Origin of the sequence: Caenispirillum bisanense (genome assembly GCF_039523075.1) — a bacterium.
GTDB lineage: Bacteria > Pseudomonadota > Alphaproteobacteria > Rhodospirillales > Rhodospirillaceae > Caenispirillum > Caenispirillum bisanense.
Map to the genome: position 1 here is coordinate 25,774 of NZ_BAAAEP010000028.1, position 19,869 is coordinate 45,642.

Here is a 19,869-nt window from a genome sequence, read left to right on the forward strand (position 1 = left end):
CGTGGCGGGCGGCGGGCGCGGTCTCGGCCCTGCCAGCCTACACCAGGTCAGGGCGCCGCGACGCGGTTCTCCCGCCCCTGGAAGCGGGCGGCGGCGCGCAGCCAGTCGTGCGGGCCGGCCCCGCGCGCCAGGTCGCCGGAGGCCAGGGCGGCGGCCAGCACGCCGGCCAGGCGGGCGGCGGCGAAGCTGGCGCCGCCGGTGGGCTGGCGGCCGGGCTCCACGGTGACGCCGGGGCAGGCGCCGTATTCCGGGCAGCCGGCGCCGAACCACGACAGGTCGCCGTCGCCGCAGCGGGCATCGCCCGACACCCGCACCACGCCGGGATAGGCGGCGGGATAGACCGGTCCGCCGCGGGCGGGGGCGGAGGCGACCACGATCACCCCGGCGGCGACGGCGGCGGCGCAGGCTTCCGCCAGCACCGCCCGGTCGCTGCGCAGGCCGAGGCTGAGGACGCAGATCTCCGCCCCCTGCTCCACCGCCCAGGTCAGCCCCGCCGCCACCAGCGCCGCCGAGGTGGCGCTGTGGCGGCCGAACACCTGGGCGTCGAGCAGCCGCACCGCCGGGCAGGCCTCGCGCACCAGCCGCGCCACCGCCGTGCCGTGGCCGAGGCTGTCGGGCTCCGGCGGCACCGGTCGCACCTGGCCGTCGACGCCGAGGCGGAAGGCGCGGGCGAGGCGCACCGCCTCCGAATGGGGGGCGGCGATGCCGCTGTCGATCACGGCGACGGTGGGGATGAGGCTGTCGGCCGGCATCAGGCAATCTCCCGCATCGGCGGCGGCGGTGGCGCAGGCTGGTGGGGGGCGGCAGCGACCGGCAGGCGGTGGAAGCGGCCGCCGCGCAGCTCCCACACCGCATCGGCGCCGGCCAGCATGTCGGGCCGGTGGCTGACGACGATGCGGGTGCGATGGCCGAACAGGCGGTCGATCTCCGCCGCCAGGGCGGCGGCAGTGGCTGCATCCAGCGCCGAGGTCGGTTCGTCCAGCACCAGCACCGCCGGGTCCAGCAGCAGGCAGCGGGCCAGCGCCATGCGCTGCCGCTCGCCGCCGGAGAACAGGGCGCCCGCCTCCCCCACCGGCGTGGCGAGGCCGAGCGGCAGGCGATCCAGCAGCGGGCCGAGCTGGGCGGCACGGGCGGCGCGTTCCACCGCCGCATCGTCGGCATCCGGCGCGCCCAGGCGCAGCACGTCGGCGATGGTGCCGGGGAACAGCACCACCTCCTGCCCCATCACCGCCACCTGCCGGCGCAGGTCGGCCAGGGCGAGGTCGCGCACGTCCTCCCACCCGACGCGCACGGTGCCGGCCTCGGGGTCGAAGTGGCGGTGCAGCAGGTCCACCATCGTGCTCTTGCCGGCGCCGGAGGCACCGACGATGACCACCTTGCTGCCCGCCCGCACCTCCAGGCTGGCGCCGTCGAGCACCAGCGGCCCGTCGGCATGGTGGCGGAAGCTCACCCGATCCAGCACCACCGAAGCGGCGGCATGGTCGGCCAGCCGGCGCGGCTGCGGCGGGTCCTGCACGTCGGGGGCGGCGTCGAGGACTTCCATCACCCGGTCGAGGCTCACCCGCGCCCGCCGCACCGCCACCCACAGGCCGAGCAGCGATTGCAGCGGCCCGGTGGCGCGGCCGAGGTAGGCGGTGAAGGCGATCAGCCCGCCCAGGGTGAAGCTGCCGTTCAGCACCATCAGGCCGCCGGCGACGAACACCAGCGCATTGCCGACCGAGCCGAACAGCCCCGGCACCGCCCCGGCGGCGAAGTTGACCATCTGCAGCCGCAGCAGGTCGTCGAGGTAGCTGCCGCCCAGGCGGTCGAGCTGGCGGCGCTCCGCCGCCTCGGCGCGGAAGGCCTGCACCACCTTCACCGCCTGCAGGCTGCGGACGAGGAAGCTGGAAACCTCGCCGGCCCGCTCCCGCAACGCCCGCGTGCGGCGGTCGACGATGGGCCGCACCCAGCGCAGGAACAACAGCTGCGCCGGCAGCAGCGCCAGCGCCAGCGCCGTCAGCCACGGGTCGAGCAGCAGCATGAGCGTCAGGGCGCCCGCCAGCACCAGCACGGCGTTGAGGGCGGCCAGCGGCGCATCGACGGCGAAGCGCAGGATCTCGCCGATGTCGCCGTCCAGGCGGCTCATCAGGTCGCCGGTCTTCCAGCGGGCATAGAAGCGCGGCGACAGGGTCAGCAGGTGGGCATGCACCCGCCCGCGCATGGCAAACAGGATGCGCCCGGAGGCACGGACGTAGATCCAGCGGGTCCACGCCGACAGGGCGGTGGACACAATGCCGATCACCACCATGCCGATACTCAGGCCGACCAGCAGGCGCAGGTTGCCGCCGATCAGGGCATCGTCGATGAGCAGCTTGGTGATCCACGGCTGCGCCAGCCCGACGCCGACCCCGAGCAGCGAGGTCAGCGCAATGGCGGCCAGCGTCGCCCGGTGCGGGGCGACGAAGGACCAGGCCCACCGGACCTGATCCCGCGTCGACCGCGCCGGAGCCGCGCGGGGGCCTTGCGGGCTCGGCGCCTCCGTCATGCTCAGCGCTCGATGACGCGGAGCGACGACACGCCCATGTCCGGGCAGCCGGGGATTTCCACCCGGCCCCTGGGCGACAGGTCGGCGGTGGAATAGATGCCGATGTCGCACATGGTGCCGGCGACATAGACCTCCTCGCCGTCGCCGCTGATGTTGATGGAGTAATAGGTGTGCGGCAGGTCGATGCGGTTCACCAGCGTGTCGGTCGCCGTGTCGATCTTGGACAGCTGGGTGTAGGTGCTGAACACCTCGTTCCGCCGCGCCGGGCTGACGACCGAGGAGAAGATCACCGCCACCGTTTCCTCGAACTCGTTCATGACGAACTCGCCGGTCTTCAGGTCGAGCGTCAGCATGCCGGTCTTGTAGGCGGTGGGGTCTTCCAGCGACTTGGTGGTGTCCACCGTGTAGTAGGGGGTGGAGAACACGTCCGCCTGCTCGAACTGGGGCCAGAAGTCCAGGATGTCGGCCGGGGCGCGGTCGGGCGCCGGGCCGCTGGTGATCTTGTGGGTCTGCTTGATCTCGCCGGTCTTCGGGTCGAAGCCGTAGAGATCCCAGCCGAGGCCCCACAGGGTCTGGTCGTCGGCCGCCATGGCGAAGACGGCGATGCGCCGCGGCGCCGTGAACTCGCGCACCGGCTTGGCCCCGACCCCATCGGCGACGGCGAAGACCTTCACCTTGGTGTCGAGCACCTGGTATTCGCCCGGCAGCTCGCGCATGGGCGAGACGTAGACGAACAGCTCGGTGCCGTCGCGCGACAGTTCCACCGCCGGCATGATCTTGGACCGCACGTTCTCCGGCTCGTTCATGTCGGTGCGGAAGACCTCGGCGCCGGTGTCGAGGTCGACGCCCACCACCGCCTCGTTATGGGCGGTGACGACGTAGGCGATGCGGCCGTCGGGCGACGGGATCACGGTCCACGGCGCGACGCCGGGGCCGGGAATGTCGATCACCTTTTCCACCGCACGGGCGGCGGGGTCGATGAGCACCACCTTGTTGGGCTTGGCCGCCGTCAGCAGGTATTCCTTGGCGGCGGCCTCGGCGACGGCACCGCCGCCGGCCGCCAGCGCCAGTCCGGCCGCGGCGGCCAGAAGGGCGGAACGAATTGCCTTCATCTCTTCGATCTCCTTGCCTGACGCCGGCTCACTTCTTGGGGAAGACGGCGCCCAGCTCGCGCCAGTCGTTCTGGGCCGAGGGCGCGTTGGCGTTCCAGTCCGGGTAGGTGTTCATGGTGTCGGGCACCTGCGCCGGCCACCAGCAGGGGTCGGAACAGCCGTAGAGGTCGGCCTCCATGGGCGCGCACAGGGCGGCGACGCTGCCGAAGGGGTCGATTTCCCAACCCGGATCGACGGTGGCGGTGCAGCCGGTGACGATGGAGGACATGGCATAGACCTCGTCGACGGCGCCGCCCTCGGCGGCCTGCTCGACGGCCTTGGCCTTCCGGTTCAGCGGGGTGATGTGCTTCATCAGTGAGCCCTCCTCGGGGCGACGTGGCGATCGAAGAAGCCGGGGTTGGCGGCCATGATGGCGGCGTAGGATTCAAGCCCGAACGCCACCCAGTCGCGCATCAGGTCGCAGTAGTGGTGGTTGGGGTGCAGCGGGTCGGCATAGCGGCTGTAGGCCTCGTGGTAGCAGCCGCCGGCGCACAGCTTGCGGATCCAGCAGGTGGAGCAGGCCGGATCGCTGCGGTTGGCCGCCCCTTCCAGGAACTGCCGCACCGCCGCCTTGTCCCAGCCGGCGTCGACATTGCCGAAGGTGGGCATCTTCGATCCGGTGAAGCGGTGGCACAGGTTGACGTCGCCCTTGCGGTCCACCGCCAGCATGCCGGCGCCGGCGCCGCAGGGCAGCGACTTGGAGGTGCCTTCCGACAGGTCGGTCATCAACTGGTGCATGTTGCCGAAGCCGGTGTTGCCGCCGGCCACCGCCGCCGCCACATACTGCCGCCCCAGCTCCTTCAGCCCCTCGAACACCGCCGCCAGTTCGTCGGGCAGCAGGTTGAAGAAGCTGTTGTCGCCGGAGGTGACGGGCGAGAACCCGACCTCGAAGAAGCCCAGTTCCTCCTTCAGGTGCCGGTGGATGCGCACCACGTCGGTGACGCCGGTGGTCAGGGTCACGCGGGCGCCGATGGGGCGGGACTTGTAGCGGCCGAGCAGCATCTTCGCCTTGGCCGCCACCACGTCGTAGGTGCCCTTGCCGCCGACGGTGCGGCGGTTGCGGTCGTGCAGGTCGGGCGGGCCGTCCATGCTGATGGTGATGCCGAAGCGGTGGGCGTCGAAGTAGTCCACCAGGTCTTCGGTCAGCAGGGTGGCGTTGGTGGTCAGCGAGAAGTCGATGACCTTGCCCGCCTCCCGGCCGCGCCGCTCGGCATAATCGACCACGGAGCGGATGAGCGGCATGTTGCTCAGCGGCTCGCCGCCGAAGAACACCACGTTCACCCGGTCGCGCCCCACCGCTTCCTCCAGCAGCAGGTCGACGGCGCGGGCGGCGGTGTCGAACTCCATGCGCTGGCCGGCGGCCGGGGTGGTCAGGTCTTCCTTGTAGCAGTACGTGCAGCTGAGGTTGCAGCCGGTGTTGACGTTGAGCACGACGGTGGAAACCGGCAGCTCCTGCACCACGATGGGCTCCGCCGCCGCCGGAGTGGCGGCGCCGGGGCCGACGATGCGCAGGGTCATGAACTCGCGCAGGGTCTCCACCACCTCGGCGGCGGGATAGCGGCCGTCGAAGCGGACGCGGATGTCATCCTCGCCGACGCCGGTCGCCCCCCGCTCGCGGAACAGGTCCACCAGTTCGGCGCCGAGCGGGTCGAGCGCGAAGACGCTGGTGGAGGGCACATGGAACAGCATGCGCTGGTCGCCGAAGGTCAGCGTCCGCACGTCGTTCCCGGCCAGTTGCAATGTGGACATGGGATAGCCTCCGTGGGGATCGCTCAGTGGATGGGCGGATCGTTCCAGCGCTGCACCGTCACCACCAGCCGGCCTTCGCCGCTGACCGACCGGGTGCCGTCCTTCACCGTGCCGGTGACGGTCAGGTCGCCGACGTTGTTGGTGCCGAACCGGCGTTCCGGGTTGGGACCGGCCAGGGCCGGCTGGAACAGGCCGTTGCTGCTGTTCATGGTGCCGGCGAAGCGGGCGTCTTCCATGCCCTCGGCGGCCTCGTCGCGGTTGGCGACGCTCCAGGCGGCCGGCAGGGCGCCCAGGCGGACATCATCGTCGGTGCCGGGCTGGCCGTCGGGGCCGTTGAGGTAGCCCACCGCCTCCAGCTGGGCGGTGATGGCGCCCAGGGCACCGCCGCCGCCGCCGACGCGGGCGACCGCCGTTTCGGGCTCGATGCGGACACTGTCGACGCTGCGATAGACGGCGAAGCCCTGCTCCAGCGTGGCGTCGCCGACCTTGATCGTGCGCCAGCCGGGGGCGGCGTCGCGGGCGGCGGTCAGGCGCACCACGGCACGGCCGGCGGAGACGCCCTGCGGCTCGACGGTGATGCCGGGGCCGAAGTCGATGCGGCTGCCGAGGCCGTCGCCCCACAGGGTGACGGTGGCGCTCTCGCCCGCCTTCAGGCTGGGCTTGCTGAGGCCGACCAGCACCGGGCGGCCGTCCATCTTCACGGCGGTGACGGTGGCGCCCACTTCGTCGGCGGCGGCCTGGAAGGCGCGGCCGGACAGGGTGGTGCCGTCCTCGCTCAGGGCCATGATCTCGCGCAGGTCGGTGCCGCCGAGGCTGACCGAGCCGCGCCATTCATAGCCGGTGAAGACGCTGGCGAGCCCTTCGCCGGTCAGCGGCTGGCCGGCGGCGTCGGTGAGGTCGTAGGCGACGCGGTAGGTGCCTTCGCCGGCCGCCGTGACGGTCATGGTGCCGCCGTAGGCGCCCTTGCCGGGCTGATAGGCCGAAACCGCCCAGGTGCCGGCGGGGTCGGCCTTGCCGGCGTCCTTCCAGGCGGTCCAGGCGGCGGTCTCATAGGGGAACCGCTGGCCGAGGATCTGCGGCGTCTCGGTGGAGATGCGCTGCCAGTATTCGTGGTCGCGCGACATGAACTGGTATTCGATGGTGGGGAACTGGCCGACGTGGAAGTGCGCCAGCTTCAGCCATTCGTCGGCATCGCGCCGCTGCAGCGCCACGCGGGCGAAGCTGTGGCAGCGGGCGCAGGTGGTGACGAGGCCTTCGTCCGCCTCCGCCTCGGCGACGTTCGGCTGCCGTTCGAGGATATAGCGGTAGTCGGCGGTTTCCGACGGCGCCAGGCCCTGGGTGTCGGCAAGGTAGCGGATCAGGGTCGACGCTTCGGTTTCCGACAGGCGGGCGCCATGCAGGTGCCCCATGCGGAACAGCGTCATCTCCCAGCCTTCCGGGCTCTTGCGGATGTGGCTGATTCGTTTCCAGCCGTCGCCTTCCGGCGTGTGGCAGCTGGCGCAGCGTTCGGTGATGATCGCCCGCGCATCCGGCGCCTGCGCCTGCGTCTGGGTCTGGGTCTGCGCCGCCGCGCCGCCGGCCGCGAGGCCCGCGGAAACGGCGATCAGGGATGCCGGCAGCAGCCCTGTCCTCCATCGCGTCATGTGTCCTACTCCAACCCTGTTCCAGTCGTTTGTCTTGTATTCCCCCGACGGTGCGGGCGGCGGCGCCGCCGGCCGGGACCGCCAGCGCCCGCCCGCTCCGTCAGACCACCATGCAGACGGACTTTTCCTCGGTGTAGAGATCGAGGACCGACCGTCCCATCTCGCGCCCCCAGCCCGACTGCTTGAAGCCGCCGAACGGCAGCGCCGCATCCAGCACGTTGTGGGCGTTGACCCACACCGTGCCGGCCTTGATCTTCGGCACCAGACGATGGATCTGGCGCAGATCGGTGCCCCACACGCTGGCGGCGAGGCCGTAGGGCGTGTCGTTGGCGGCCTTGGCCACCTCGTCCAGGTCGTCGAAGGGCATGGCGCAGAGCACCGGGCCGAAAATTTCCTCGCGCACCACGGTGGCGTCGGGGCCGCAGCCCACCAGCACCGTCGGCTCGACGAAGAAGCCGTCGCGGTCGGCACGGCGGCCGCCGCACAGGGCCTCGGCGCCCTCGCTCAGGCCGGCGTCGATGTAGCCGGCGACGCGGCGCGCCTGCTCCTCCGACACCAGCGGCCCCATCTGGGTTTCCGGGTCGAGGCCGTGGCCGAGGCGGATGCCCTTGGCCGCCGCCGCCACGCCCTCGGCCACCCGGTCGAAGATCGAGCGGTGGACGTAAAGCCGCGAGCCGGCGGTGCAGACCTGGCCGTGGTTGAAGAAGATGGCGTTGGCGGCGCCGCCGATGGACTGCTCCAGGTCGGCATCGGGCAGCACGATGACCGGCGACTTGCCGCCCAGTTCCAGCGACACCCGCTTCAGGTTGGACATGGCGGCATGGCCGATCAGCTTGCCGACCTCGGTCGAGCCGGTGAAGGCCACCTTGTCCACGTCCGGGTGTTCCGCCAGCCGGGCACCGGCGATGTGGCCGAAGCCGGTGACCACGTTGACCACGCCGGCCGGATAGCCGGCTTCCAGGATCAGCTCGCCCAGGCGCAGGGCCGACAGCGGCGTCTGCTCCGCCGGTTTCAGCACGGAGGTGCAGCCCACCGCCAGCACCGGACCGAGCTTCCACGCCGCCATCAGCAGCGGGAAGTTCCACGGCACGATCTGCGCCACCACGCCTACCGGCTCGCGCTGGGTATAGGCGAACAGCTTGGCGCCAGGCATGTAGGGGACGGAGACGGGGACCGTCGAGCCCTCGATCTTGGTCGCCCAGCCGGCCATGTAGCGCAGGAAGTCCACCGCCAGCACGACATCGGCGTGGCGGGCGATCACCTTGGCCTTGCCGTTGTCCAGGCTTTCGATTTCCGCCAGTTCGTCGGCATTGGCCTCGATCAGGTCGGCCAGCTTCCACAGCAGCTGGCCGCGGGCGGTGGGGGTCATGTCCGCCCAGGCGGGGTTCTCGAAGGCCTCGCGGGCGGCGGCGACGGCGGCGTCGACATCGGCGGCGGTGGCCTGCGGGGCGCGGTGGAACACCCGCCCGGTGGCCGGGTCGACCACGTCGAAGGTGGCGCCGTCGGCGGCCGCCACCCAGCGGTCGCCGATCAGCATGCGCCCGTCGGACAGGCGCGACAGGAATTCGGTGACGGCGGCGGAGGGCGCGATCTGGCTGCCCTGGCTGCTGATATGCATGCGGTTTCACTCCCGAGTTTCTTCTTGCGGCGACGCGCAGGCGGGAGGGAAAGCCGGTCGAACGATGGCGGCACCGGGCGGAGGGTGGACGGCGTGCGTTGGCGCACGCGCGCGCTCTCCTGGCGCCGCTCAGCGGGGGTCGGGTGGTGGTGGTGGGTGTGTGGTGGTGTCGGTCGTGCCCCGGATCATCGTCTACCAGCGCTCCCTGTCAGAGCCCCCGGCCGCCGGTTTGTTTGGGTGGCGGTCCGGGCGGTCCTGCCTGCAGGACCAGCATCAGTGTTCCATCGCCGGGGCGGGATGGAAATTGGCCCGACGTATCGCATCGGCGGGCGCCGGTATTGTTCGGAGGTATCAGGAAGGATGCCTGGGGTTACCACCCGGCGGGCGGCGGGGAGGGACGTTTCCGCCCCCTCCCCGCGCCACGGGACGCGGCCGTCAGACGCGGTAGCCGAGCAGCCGCGGCAGCCACAGCACCAGCTCCGGCCACACGATCACCGCCACCATGGCCAGCGTCATGGACCCGACCAGCCACAGGATCCAGCGGAAGGTGCTTTCCATGGTGATGCCGGCGACGGTGGTGGTGACCATCAGGTTGACCGCCACCGGCGGCGTGAACTGGCCGATGGCGATGTTCATGGCCATGACGACGCCGAACCAGGTGACGTTCCAGTTGAAGGCGCTCACCACCGGCATCAGCAGCGGCAGCATGATCAGGTAGATGCTCACCCCGTCCAGCACCATGCCGGCCGCCAGCAGGAAGACCATCACCACCGCCAGGATGACCCACTGGTTGTCCGACAGCGCCAGCAGCGCCGCCGCCGTCGCATCGAAAGTGCCGAGCGTCGCCCCCGCCCAGGCGAAGATGCCGGCCAGCGAGATGATCAGCATGATGATGGCCGAGGTCACGGCGCTGTCGACGAACAGCTTGTAGACGCCGGCGAAGGTCAGGTTGCGGTAGACCACCGTGCCGACGAAAAGGCCGTAGGCCACCGCCACCACCGCCGCCTCGGTCGGGGTGAACAGGCCGGAGCGCAGGCCGCCGAGGATGATCACCGGCGCCATCAGGCCCGGCACGGCGCCTATGAAGCTCTTCAGCAGCGGCGGCCGCTCCGTCCCCTCGTGGGCGCCGAAGTCGTGGCGGCGCGACAGCCACAGCACCGGCAGGATGATGGCAAGGCCGGCCAGCAGGCCGGGGATGACGCCGCCGGCGAACAGCGCCCGCAGGTCCGCCCCCGGCACCATGATCGAATAGACGATCAGCGCGATGGACGGCGGGATGAGGATGGCGGTGGAGGCGCCGGCGGCGATGACGCTGGCCGTGAAGGGCTTGGGGTAGCCGGCCTTCATCATGCTCGGCACCATCACCATGGCGACGGCCGCCGCGTCGGCGGGGCCGGAGCCGGACATGCCGCCCATCATCAGGCACACCAGCACCGCCACCACGGCAAGCCCGCCGCGCCGCGGCCCGATGAGGGCGCTGGCGAAGGTGACGAGGCTTTTCGCCACGCCTGACCGCTCGAAAATCATGCCGGTGAGGATGAACAGCGGAATGGCGATCAGCGGATACTTGGCAAGGCCGTTGTACGTATTGGTGCCGACGCTGGCGAGGGCATAGGCATCCAGCCCGATCCAGATGCCGACCACCCCGGCGAAGCCCAGCGCCACGGCGATGGGGGTGCCGATGACCATCAGCACCACGAAGGCGGCCAGCAGGCCGAGGCTGGCAGTCATGACGGCCGATCCTCCCGCGCCTGCCGCAGGGTCAGCCAGGCCCGCTCCAGCACCCGGAACAGGATCACCGCCGACAGCAGCGGCAGCCACACGGTGTAGATCCAGTTGGGATAGCCGAGGCCGGCGGAGACGGTCTCGAACTCCCATTCATCCAGGGCGAACAGGGCGCCGTAGTACAGCACCATGGAAAACAGCGCCGTCGTCACCAGCAGCGTGGCGGCCTCGGCGGCAAGGCGGAACGGGCGCGGCAGGCGCTCCAGGAAGAAGGTGATGCGGATGTGCTCGTGCCGGGCGAAGGCGACCGAGGCGCCCAGCAGGGTCATCACCACCAGCAGGAAGACGGAGAATTCCTCGGTGAAGGCGAAGGAGGCATTGGTGAGGTAGCGCACCACCACGTTGGCCAGGCTGATGACGCAGATCAGCGCCATGGCGATGGCGGCGCCGGCCTCTTCCACCTTCAGCGGCACCTTGGGCGGCGGCGGCGGATCGGCCGCCGGACCCTGGGGGCCGAAATGCGCCTGGTCCGACAGGTCGCTCACGACAGGACCGTCTTCTGGTAGCTGCCGGCGTCCATGTCGCGGATCTCGACGCTGACGTGGGTCTCGGCCGCCGCACCGGCGCCGAGGGTGGCCACGGCGGCGGCCAGCACCGCCTCCGCCAGGGCCTTCTTGGCCTCGGTGGTGCGGCCGGCGAGCAGGCCGATCTCCACATGCAGCATGGCGCGGCCGGAGGCGCCGTCGCCGATCACCGGGCTGCCGATGTCCACCACCCGCGTCTTGCAGGCAGCGACCGAGGCGGCGACGTGCTCGACGGTCAGGTGGTGGATAGTCAGCGCCAGGGCGCGGGCATCCAGGGACGCCAGACCGGAGGAGCGTTCAATGCGGATCTGCGGCATGGGAGAGGACTTTCGGTAAGGAAGAATGGGAGGGAGGGGCTTCCGGCGCCGTATGGGTGACGGAAGCCCCGGCCCCTGTTACTGGCGGCTGCCGGCGACGGACTCTTCGGCCTGCTTCACCAGCTCCGGCCCGATCTTCTGCGCCCAGCTGTCGTAGACGCCGCGGGTGGCCTCGACGAAGGCCTTCTGTTCCTCAGGCGTCAGCTCGACGATCTCGGCGCCGGTGGCCTTGATCTCCTCGATCAGCGCCGGGTCTTTGGCGGTGATGCCCTTGCGGGCGGCGGCGATGCCCACCTTGCCGGCGTCGACGGCGGCCTGGCGCAGGATCTCCTGGTCCTCGGGCGAGAAGGTGTCCCACACCCGCTTGCTGACGGCGAAGATCAGCGGGTCGTTCATGTAGTGCCAGAGGGTGATGTGCTTCTGGCCCACCGTGTCCATCTTGGCGACGGCATAGACCGACAGCGGGTTTTCCTGGCCGTCGACGGCGCCGGTGGTGAGCGCCGGCTTGGCGTCGGCCCAGCTCATCTGGGTCGGGTTGGCGCCGAGGGCGGTGAAGGTGTCGTTGAACAGCGGCGAGCCGACGACGCGCATCTTCAGGCCCTTCAGGTCGGCCGGGGTGCGGATCGGGTGCTTGGAGTTGGTGACCTCGCGGAAGCCGTTCTCAGCCCAGGCCAGCGGCACCACGCCCTGCTTCTCGATGGCGGCGAACACAGCCTCGCCGGCCGGGCCGCCGGTGATGGCGTCGGTGGCGGCGAAGTCCGTCGCCAGGAACGGCAGCGAGAACAGGTTCAGTTCCTTCACCTGCGGCGACCAGTTGATGGTCGAGCCCACCGCCATGTCGATGATGCCCTGGCGCATGGCGGTGAATTCCTTGGTCTGGTCGCCCTGCACCAGCTGGCTGTTGGCATAGACCTTGAGGTTGATGCGGCCGTTGGAGCGCTCGCCGACCAGCTTCACCCATTCCTCGGCGGCGATGCCCCAGGGGAACGGCGTGCCGAGCACGGTGGAGACCTTGTACTCGTCCTTGTAGTCGGCGGCCTGCGCCGGCAGCGCGATCATGGCCGCCACGACGGCGCCCAGCACACCCTTCATCCACGACATGACGGTTTCCTCGTTGCGTATTTCTCGATCAGAGGGAAGGGAGATTATCTCCTTCCCCCGCCGCCACGCAACGGATGGAAACCTGCAGCCTCTGCAGGGCTGATCCCTTACCGCGAATTAATGGCTGTTCATTTGCCCGCCCCCAAGCCTGGCGCGACAGTATCGGCCCCAGCCCCATCCGCCCGACCGGAGCCGACCCGCCATGCCCACCCCCACCCCCACCCCCGCCACCGCCACTGCCGGGGCGCAGGCCATGCGGTCCCTGCTGAAGGGGCTGCGCGACCTGCTGCTGCGCTTCATCCTGCCCATCGCCGGCCTTGGCCTGGTGCTGTGGCTGGCGGAGGAAGCCCTTCTCGCCCTCGGTGTCCACGGCGACATGGCCAAGATGCTGCGCTTCGGCGTGCTGCCGCTCTACGTCCTGATGATGCTGCGCCTGGGGCGCCGGCCGAAGGCGGGGTGACTCTCAGCCGTCGAACACGATCCGCGCCCGCAGGCCGGGGGCGTTGTCGCTGAACTCCAGCCGGGCCCGGTGCATGCGGACGATGGCCGCCACCAGCGACAGGCCGAGGCCGTTGCCGGGGGTGGAGCGGCTGGCGTCCAGGCGGACGAAGCGGTCGGTGACGCGGGCGCGGTCGGCTTCCGGGATGCCGGGGCCGCTGTCGCTCACCTCCAGCGCCGGGGCGTCGGTCGCGGTGGCGGCGACGTGGATGGTGCCGCCCGCGGGCGTGTACTTGATCGCATTGTCGACCAGATTGCCCAGCGCCTGGAACAGCAGCTCGCGGCTGCCTTGAACCGCCACCCCGTCCGGCACCGCCGCCGTCATGGCGAGGCCCTTTTCCTCCGCCAGCGGGCCGTAGAGGTCCACCACGTCCTCCACCAGCGCCCCCAGGTCGACCGCCACCGCGCTCGGCACGCCGACGCCCGCCTCCGCTTCGGCGATGGACAGCAGGGCGTTGAAGGTCACCAGCAGCGCGTCGGCCTCCGCCATCGCCTGGGCCGCCGTCTCGCGCAGCTCTTCCGCCGATCCGCCCTGCGCCACCGCCTGCTCCAGCTGGGTGCGGATGCGGGTGAGCGGGCTGCGCAGGTCGTGCGCCACGTTGTTGGACACCGTGCGGATGCCGGTCATCAGCCGCTCGATCTGGTCGAGCATCTGGTTGAGGGTGGCGGCCAGGCGGTCGAACTCGTCGCCCGAGCCGTCGGTCTGCATGCGGTGGGAGACGTCGCCGCGCATGATGGTCTCGGCGCCGCGGTTGAGGGCGTCGATGCGCGCCAGCACCCGCCGGCTGACCACCAGCCCGCCGCCGAACCCCAGCACCAGCGTGCCGGCCAGCGCCCAGGTCATGGCCTCCGCCATCAGGTTCTGGAAGCGGTCAAGCGCGCGGGTGTCGCGGCCGACCAGCAGCATGAAGCCGCCCTGCAGGCGGAAGGCGCGGGCCCGGCCGTAGGCCGCTTCGGTACCGTCGCCCGCCAGCGGGAACACCACCCAGCTGCCCAACTCGTCGGCATTGGCGGGCCACGCCGTGACGTTGCCGGCGATGCGCCGCAGGTGCGGGTCGGTCAGCAGATACAGCGCCCCGGACACGTTCTGCGGCCCGGTGCGGGCCTCGATGGCGCGCACCAGCCCGGCCAGCCCGGCGGTGCGGTAGTGCTGCGCCAGGGCGTCGATTTCCGAGGCGATGGTGTCGTCGATGGCGCGGCCGATGTTCTGCGCCGTCGCCCAGTGAATGGCGCCGAGCAGGATCAGCACCGACACGCCGAACACCGCCGTATAGGCCAGCGTCAGGCGGAAGGCGCTGGTGCGCAGGAACCTACGAAACCGCACGGAGGGTATATCCGGCGCCGCGCACGGTATGCAGCAGCGGCTGGTCGAAGTCCTTGTCCACCTTCTGCCGCAGGCGGCTGATGTGGACGTCGATGACGTTGGTCTGCGGGTCGAAGTGGTAGTCCCACACCCCTTCCAGCAGCATGGTGCGGGTCACCACCTGCCCGGCGTGGCGCATGAGGAACTCCAGCAGCTTGAACTCGCGCGGCTGCAGGTCGATGGCCTTGCCGGACCGCCGCACCCGCCGCTCGATCAGGTCCATCTCCAGGTCGGCGACGGCAAGGCGGGTCTGCACCGTCGGCTCGGCGCGGCGGCGGGCCAGGGCCTCCACCCGCGCCTGCAGTTCCGAGAAGGCGAAGGGCTTGGTGAGGTAATCGTCGCCGCCGGCCTTCAGCCCCTTCACCCGGTCGTCCACCTGGCCGAGGGCGGACAGGAACAGCACCGGCGTATGCACCTCCGCCGCCCGCAGGGCCTGCACCATGGCCAGCCCGTCGAGCCCCGGCAGCATGCGGTCGACCACCAGCACGTCGTAGGTGCCGTCGGTGGCGTGGAACAGGCCGGCGCGGCCGTCGGTCACCCGGTCGACCACGCAGCCGGCCTCGGCGAGGCCCTTCTCGATGTAGGTTCCCGTCTTCTCGTCGTCTTCAACGACCAGCACGCGCATCTCAGGTCTCCTCAGGCGCGGGCCGGCGGGCGATGATGCGATCACCGCCCGCCGGCCGCCGACGCCACTTTAGGCGATATTTTCCGCCGCGTCAGGTCACGCCGTCGGCAGCGGCACCGGCACGAACAGGGTCTGGCCCTCGCGGCGGACCATGAACAGCACCGCCTTGCGGTCCTCCTTGCGGGCGGCGGCGATGGCGGCCGTCACCTCGCGCGGGGCGGCGACGTCGGTGGCGCCGACGCGGGTGATGAGGTCGCCGCGCCGCAGCCCGCGGTCCGCCGCCGCGCTGCGCGGATCGACCGCCGTCACCACCACGCCGCGCTCGCCGGCCTCCAGGCCCAGCTGCCGGCGCACGGCCTCGTCCAGCGGCGCCAGGGCGAGGCCGAGCGCCTCCTGCCCCGGAGTGGCCTCGGCCGGGGCGGCGGCGACGCGCTCGCTGCCCGGCATGGTGCCGAGGGTGACCGGGACGGTGCGGCGGGCGCCGTCGCGCAGCACGGACAGCTTCACCGTCTGCCCCGGCGCCCCGTTGGCGATCAGCCGCGGCAGGTCGCGCAGTTGGTCCACGGCGGTGCCGTCGACGGCGGTGATGACGTCGCCGCTGCGCAGCTTGGCCGCCCCCGCCGGGCTGTCGGCGGTGACGTCGGCCACCAGCGCCCCCTTGGCGGCGGGCAGGCGCAGGGCTTCGGCGATCTCGGCCGTCACCGGCTGGATGTTGACGCCGAGCCAGCCGCGGGTGACGTGGCCGCTCGCCTTCAGCTGGGCGATCACCGGCTTGGCGACGTTGGACGGCACCGCGAAGCCGATGCCGACCGAGCCGCCGTTGGGGGAGTAGATGGCGGTGTTCACCCCCATCACCTTGCCGTCCATGTCGAACATCGGGCCGCCGGAGTTGCCCTTGTTGATGGCGGCGTCGGTCTGGATGAAGTCGTCGAGCGGCCCGTTGCCGAGCGCCCGGCCGCGCGCCGAGACGATGCCGGCCGTCACCGTGCCACCCAGGCCGAAGGGATTGCCGACCGCCATCACCCAGTCGCCGACCTTCAGGGTGTCGCTGTCGCCGAACTGCACGAACGGCAGCGGCCGGTCGCTGTCCACCTTCAGCAGAGCGAGGTCGGTCTTGTCGTCGGCGCCGATGACGCGGGCCTTCAGGGTGGTGCCGTCGGTGAGGGCGATGCTGACGTTCTCCGCCCCCTCGATGACGTGGTTGTTGGTCACCACATGGCCGTCGCCGTCGATGACGAAGCCGGAGCCGAGGCCCACCGCCGGCCGGCCCTGGCCGCGCGGGGCGCCGGGCAGGCCGTCGGGCAGGCCGAAGCGGCGGAAGAACTCCTCGAACGGGCTGCCGGGCGGGAACGGCAGGCCGGGCACCACCTCGGTGCCGCGGCCGGCGGCGGGCGGCGCCTTCTCGGCGGTGATGGTGACCACCGCCGGCGACACCTGCTCCACCAGCCCGGACAGGCTTTCGGGCATGGGGGCGGCGGCGGCGGCCTGCATCCAGACGATCATGCCGGCCCCGGCGGCGGCGGCCGCGCGGAGGAAGGCGCGTCCCGCCCGCCGGGGCTCGGGCATGGGCATGGGAACGGAAGTCCGCTGCGCGAACATTGCGTCGTCTCCTGACTGGCAACAGTGGGGAGCCGTGGCCGGAGGGAGCGGCGCGAGCGGATCGCGGGAGGGAACACGACCCGGGAGGACAGGGAGGGAGGGGGCGACCTGCCGCCCCGCCGCATCACCTCCGTCCACGGCATGGGAAGAAGATGGGACAGTCCACCTCTCCCCGCCATGTCCGCGGCATTAAAGGTTGGTAAGGATCGCGCCCGTGCCGACCCTTGCCGCCCCCTGCCCCACCGGACGCCAGCCCTTACTGCCCCTGGCCGAGGGAAAAGCCCGGCTCGCCGTCGAAGGTGCGCAGGGTCTCCAGCTTCACCACGTCGAGGCCGGCGGCCCCGGCGCGGGCCAGCAGGGCGGCCATCATGTCGGCGGTCAGCGGCCGGTCGCCGGCCACCTCCAGGCGGCAGCGCCAGTGGTCGGTGCAGAAGGTTTCCGGCAGGCCGTCGGGCCACACCTTGACGCCGCGGTTGGTGATCATCACCAGCCCCATGCCCGCCGTTTCCGGCGCCAGCACCACCGCCGTCAGCCGCGCCGCCAGATCGGCCGCCTGGGCCCCCGGCGCATCGAGGAACAGGTCCACCCCCACCGTCCGCTTCAGGGCCGGGCGCCGCGGCGCCAGCGGCGCCACCGGGATGCCACCGGCGGGGGCGGCGTCGTAGCTCACCGCCGGCAGCACCTGCGGCATCCGGCCGAGGCGGCGGATCACCTCATGCGCGAAGGCCTGGGTGCCGACCAGCCGGGTGCTGCGGCCGGGGCTGAAGATGTCGCGGGTGTGGACGCCGGATTCGATGGTGGCGAGCCAGGCATTGTGGATCATCGCCGCCTCGCGCGGGCAGCCGACGTGCACCAGCATCTGCACCGCCGCCAGCATCAGGCCGGAGGGGTTGGCGATGTCCTTGCCGGCCAGCTGCGGGGCGGAGCCGTGGATGGCCTCGAACATCGCCGCCTGCGGGCCGATGTTGGCCGAGCCGGCCAGTCCGACCGACCCCGCCACCTGCGCCGCCACGTCCGACAGGATGTCGCCGTAGAGGTTGGGCAGCACCACCACGTCGAAGGCTTCCGGCGTGTCGGCCAGGCGGGCGGCGCCGATGTCGACGATCAGGTGTTCCTGCTCCAGGTCGGGATAGGCGGCGCCGACCTCCTGGAACACCCGGTGGAACAGGCCGTCGGTCAGCTTCATGATGTTGTCCTTGGTGAAGCACGAGACCTTGCGGCGGCCGTGGGCGCGGGCGTAGTCGAAGGCATAGCGGATCAGCCGCTCGCAGCCGGGGCGGGAGATCAGCTTCAGGCACTGCACCACCTCGTCGGTGTGGCGGTGCTCGATGCCGGCGTAGAGGTCTTCCTCGTTCTCGCGCACGATCACCACGTCCATGCCGGGGTGGCGGGTGGAGACGAAGGGCGAGTAGGCGGTGCAGGGCCGGATGTTGGCGAACAGCCCCAGGGTCTTGCGGATGGTGACGTTCAGGCTCTTGTAGCCGCCGCCCTGCGGGGTGGTGATGGGCGCCTTCAGGAACACCCGCGTCCGCCGCAGCGACTCCCACGCATCGGGACGGATGCCGGCGCTATAGCCGCTGCGGTACACCGCCTCCCCGATGTCGATCACCTCGGGCGCCAGCGGGGCGCCGGACGCTTCCAGCACCTGCAGGGTGGCAGCCATGATCTCGGGGCCGATGCCGTCGCCGTGGGCGACGGTGACGGGGATGGGGGCGGGGGTGGCAGGCATGGGCATGATCCTTTCCGGTGGAGACGGCGCGGCGGCCGGAGCGGCAACGGCGTCGTGGTCGGCCATCACGTGCGTTCCGGCGCCCGCCGCCTCCATCCCGCCGGCCCAATGACTGCCATTGACGCTGCCGATGGGTGGTCGCGGCGCCATTGACGCGGCCAATGAGGGGCATTGCAGCGGCACGTCTTGGGGCCGTCGCGGCGGCACCCACCTGCCGGAGGACGTCCCTGCGAGGAGGGTTTCCGTGTCCGCTCCGCCTGCCTGTCTGCCCGTTGTCCGCCCCTCGCCGCCGCCCCGGCCGACCGCTTCCGCCACGCCGGGGGCTGTGGCATGACGCCCGGCGGCTCGCTCGACATCGACCTGCTGCGCACCTTCGTGCTGGTGGCGGAAACCGGCAGCTTCACCCGCGCGGCGGAACGGCTGCGGCGCACCCAGTCCACCATCAGCCTGCAGATCAAGCGGCTGGAGGATACGGTCGGCCGGCCGCTGCTGGTGCGCGGCGTTCGCAACGTCCACCCCAGCAGCGAAGGCGAGCTGATGCTGGTCTACGCCCGCCGCATCCTGCGCCTGCATGACGAGGCGCTGGGGCTGGTGTCGCTGACCGACATGGCCGGAAGCGTGCGCCTGGGCACGCCGGAGGACTTCGCCACCACCCACCTGCCTGAGGTTCTGGCCTCCTTCGCCCGCGCCCATCCGCGGGTGGCGCTGGAGGTGGCCTGCGACCTGACCCTCAACCTGCTCGACCGCTTCGCCGCCGGCGAGTTCGACTTGGTGCTGGTGAAGCGGGAGCCGCAGGGCCCCGGCGGCGGCGTGCGGGTGTGGCGGGAGCCGCTGGTGTGGGTGGCCGGTGCCGCCTCGGCGGCGGTGCTGCACGATGCGTCGGAGCGCCTGCCGCTGGTGGTGGCGCCGCACCCTTGCGTCTATCGCAAGCGGGCGATGCAGGCGCTGGACCGCAGCGGCCGGCTGTGGCGCGTCGCCTATGCCTCGCCGTCGCTGGCCGGCTGTCTGGCGGCGGTGCGGGCGGGGCTTGGCGTCACCGTCCTGCCGCAGGAAATGGTGCCCGGCGACCTGAGCGAATGCAGCCCCGACGACGGCCTGCCGCCGCTGCCGGAAACCGAGATCGCGCTGCTGCGGGCGCCTGAGCTGCCGCCGGCGGCGGAGCGTCTGGCCGCCCACATCGTGCGCTCGCTGGAGGCGTCGCGGCGCCCGTCGGCGGCACCGCTTGAGGCGCTTCCGGCCGCCACCATGTGAGCATCAAAACCACCCGAGGGAGGGGTCCGTGATGAATACCGCCGTACCGCTGTGGACGCTCGCCATTCCCCGCGCCGACCGCACGCCGCGCCCGGTGCGCGCCGTCGAGGTGACGGTGCTGGCCCCGCAGACGCCCAACGCCTTGCGCGACCTGGGCGCCATCGCCCGCGGCACCGCGTTCCGCCTGGCCGGCGTCACCCCCATCGACCGCGGCTGGCGCTGCCGGTTCGAACTGGCGGCGGAGGTCGGCGTGGTCGGCGACGCCCAGCTGTTCGACCTGCTGCGGCGGGTGGGGGAGATCTACCGCTGGACCGGGGTGGACAAGGGCCACCCCGCCGCCGCCGCCGGCCACGGCCACGCGCCGCAGCCGGCCCCGCTGGCGGCCGAGTGAC

18 protein-coding genes are annotated in these 19,869 nt (G+C 71.6%); 3 read left to right on the forward strand and 15 right to left on the reverse strand.

Going from position 1 to position 19,869, the window contains the following annotated elements; all coding sequences use genetic code 11:
- Positions 1–47: 47 nt before the first annotated feature.
- The 11 genes from qhpE to ABD056_RS13520 all read right to left on the reverse strand — a co-directional run bounded on the left by qhpE (position 48) and on the right by ABD056_RS13520 (position 12,412).
- The gene (qhpE, locus tag ABD056_RS13470) at positions 48–752 is read right to left on the reverse strand and encodes a subtilisin-like serine protease QhpE (RefSeq protein WP_343867374.1); all 705 of its coding nucleotides are present in this window, start codon (positions 750–752) and stop codon (positions 48–50) included.
- On the reverse strand, positions 752–2,524 hold the full coding sequence (locus ABD056_RS13475) for an ABC transporter ATP-binding protein (protein ID WP_343867375.1): 1,773 nt from the start codon (positions 2,522–2,524) through the stop codon (positions 752–754). Before ABD056_RS13475 ends, qhpE begins: the two co-directional genes overlap by 1 nt.
- Positions 2,525–2,526: 2 nt before the next feature.
- Positions 2,527–3,636: a quinohemoprotein amine dehydrogenase subunit beta gene (gene peaD / locus ABD056_RS13480; RefSeq protein WP_343867376.1), complete on the reverse strand. Its 1,110-nt coding sequence runs from the start codon at positions 3,634–3,636 to the stop codon at positions 2,527–2,529.
- A 28-nt stretch (positions 3,637–3,664) separates the two neighbouring features.
- Positions 3,665–3,988 (reverse strand): quinohemoprotein amine dehydrogenase subunit gamma, encoded by a 324-nt coding sequence (gene qhpC / locus ABD056_RS13485; protein WP_343867377.1) that lies wholly within the window; start codon positions 3,986–3,988, stop codon positions 3,665–3,667.
- Positions 3,988–5,424: a quinohemoprotein amine dehydrogenase maturation protein gene (peaB, locus tag ABD056_RS13490; protein ID WP_343867378.1), complete on the reverse strand. Its 1,437-nt coding sequence runs from the start codon at positions 5,422–5,424 to the stop codon at positions 3,988–3,990. Before peaB ends, qhpC begins: the two co-directional genes overlap by 1 nt.
- A gap of 23 nt (positions 5,425–5,447) precedes the next feature.
- Entirely contained in the window at positions 5,448–7,067 is a 1,620-nt protein-coding gene (gene peaA, locus ABD056_RS13495) for a quinohemoprotein amine dehydrogenase subunit alpha (RefSeq protein WP_343867379.1), read from the reverse strand.
- A 100-nt stretch (positions 7,068–7,167) separates the two neighbouring features.
- Positions 7,168–8,685 (reverse strand): aldehyde dehydrogenase family protein, encoded by a 1,518-nt coding sequence (locus tag ABD056_RS13500; protein ID WP_343867380.1) that lies wholly within the window; start codon positions 8,683–8,685, stop codon positions 7,168–7,170.
- Between the two features lie 435 nt (positions 8,686–9,120).
- Positions 9,121–10,416, reverse strand: coding sequence for a TRAP transporter large permease (locus ABD056_RS13505; protein WP_343867381.1), 1,296 nt, complete (start codon positions 10,414–10,416; stop codon positions 9,121–9,123).
- Positions 10,413–10,955, reverse strand: coding sequence for a TRAP transporter small permease (locus ABD056_RS13510; protein ID WP_343867382.1), 543 nt, complete (start codon positions 10,953–10,955; stop codon positions 10,413–10,415). Before ABD056_RS13510 ends, ABD056_RS13505 begins: the two co-directional genes overlap by 4 nt.
- Positions 10,952–11,311 carry a 5-carboxymethyl-2-hydroxymuconate Delta-isomerase gene (locus ABD056_RS13515; RefSeq protein WP_343867383.1) on the reverse strand — a complete coding sequence of 120 codons (360 nt, stop codon included), beginning with the start codon at positions 11,309–11,311 and terminating at the stop codon, positions 10,952–10,954. The genes ABD056_RS13510 and ABD056_RS13515 overlap by 4 nt, the downstream gene beginning before the upstream one ends.
- A gap of 78 nt (positions 11,312–11,389) precedes the next feature.
- Positions 11,390–12,412, reverse strand: a complete 1,023-nt coding sequence (locus ABD056_RS13520; RefSeq protein ID WP_343867384.1) for a DctP family TRAP transporter solute-binding subunit — start codon at positions 12,410–12,412, stop codon at positions 11,390–11,392.
- A gap of 202 nt (positions 12,413–12,614) precedes the next feature.
- Here ABD056_RS13520 and ABD056_RS13525 point away from each other — a divergent pair, with 202 nt between their 5' ends.
- Entirely contained in the window at positions 12,615–12,872 is a 258-nt protein-coding gene (locus ABD056_RS13525) for a hypothetical protein (protein WP_343867385.1), read from the forward strand.
- A gap of 3 nt (positions 12,873–12,875) precedes the next feature.
- Here ABD056_RS13525 and ABD056_RS13530 read toward each other — a convergent pair whose 3' ends face one another.
- The 4 genes from ABD056_RS13530 to ABD056_RS13545 all read right to left on the reverse strand — a co-directional run bounded on the left by ABD056_RS13530 (position 12,876) and on the right by ABD056_RS13545 (position 18,226).
- The gene (locus ABD056_RS13530) at positions 12,876–14,234 is read right to left on the reverse strand and encodes a sensor histidine kinase (RefSeq protein ID WP_343867386.1); all 1,359 of its coding nucleotides are present in this window, start codon (positions 14,232–14,234) and stop codon (positions 12,876–12,878) included.
- Entirely contained in the window at positions 14,221–14,898 is a 678-nt protein-coding gene (locus ABD056_RS13535; protein WP_343867387.1) for a winged helix-turn-helix domain-containing protein, read from the reverse strand. The genes ABD056_RS13530 and ABD056_RS13535 overlap by 14 nt, the downstream gene beginning before the upstream one ends.
- A gap of 96 nt (positions 14,899–14,994) precedes the next feature.
- A complete protein-coding gene (locus ABD056_RS13540) occupies positions 14,995–16,470 on the reverse strand; it encodes a DegQ family serine endoprotease (RefSeq protein WP_343867388.1) in 1,476 nt (491 codons plus the stop codon).
- 283 nt (positions 16,471–16,753) lie between these two features.
- A complete protein-coding gene (locus ABD056_RS13545; RefSeq protein WP_343867389.1) occupies positions 16,754–18,226 on the reverse strand; it encodes an NADP-dependent isocitrate dehydrogenase in 1,473 nt (490 codons plus the stop codon).
- Positions 18,227–18,556: 330 nt separating this feature from the next.
- Here ABD056_RS13545 and ABD056_RS13550 point away from each other — a divergent pair, with 330 nt between their 5' ends.
- Together ABD056_RS13550 and ABD056_RS13555 are read left to right on the forward strand one after the other, a co-directional pair.
- Positions 18,557–19,477, forward strand: coding sequence for a LysR substrate-binding domain-containing protein (locus ABD056_RS13550; protein ID WP_343867390.1), 921 nt, complete (start codon positions 18,557–18,559; stop codon positions 19,475–19,477).
- Positions 19,478–19,508: 31 nt separating this feature from the next.
- The gene (locus ABD056_RS13555) at positions 19,509–19,868 is read left to right on the forward strand and encodes a hypothetical protein (RefSeq protein ID WP_343867391.1); all 360 of its coding nucleotides are present in this window, start codon (positions 19,509–19,511) and stop codon (positions 19,866–19,868) included.
- Position 19,869: the final 1 nt, after the last annotated feature.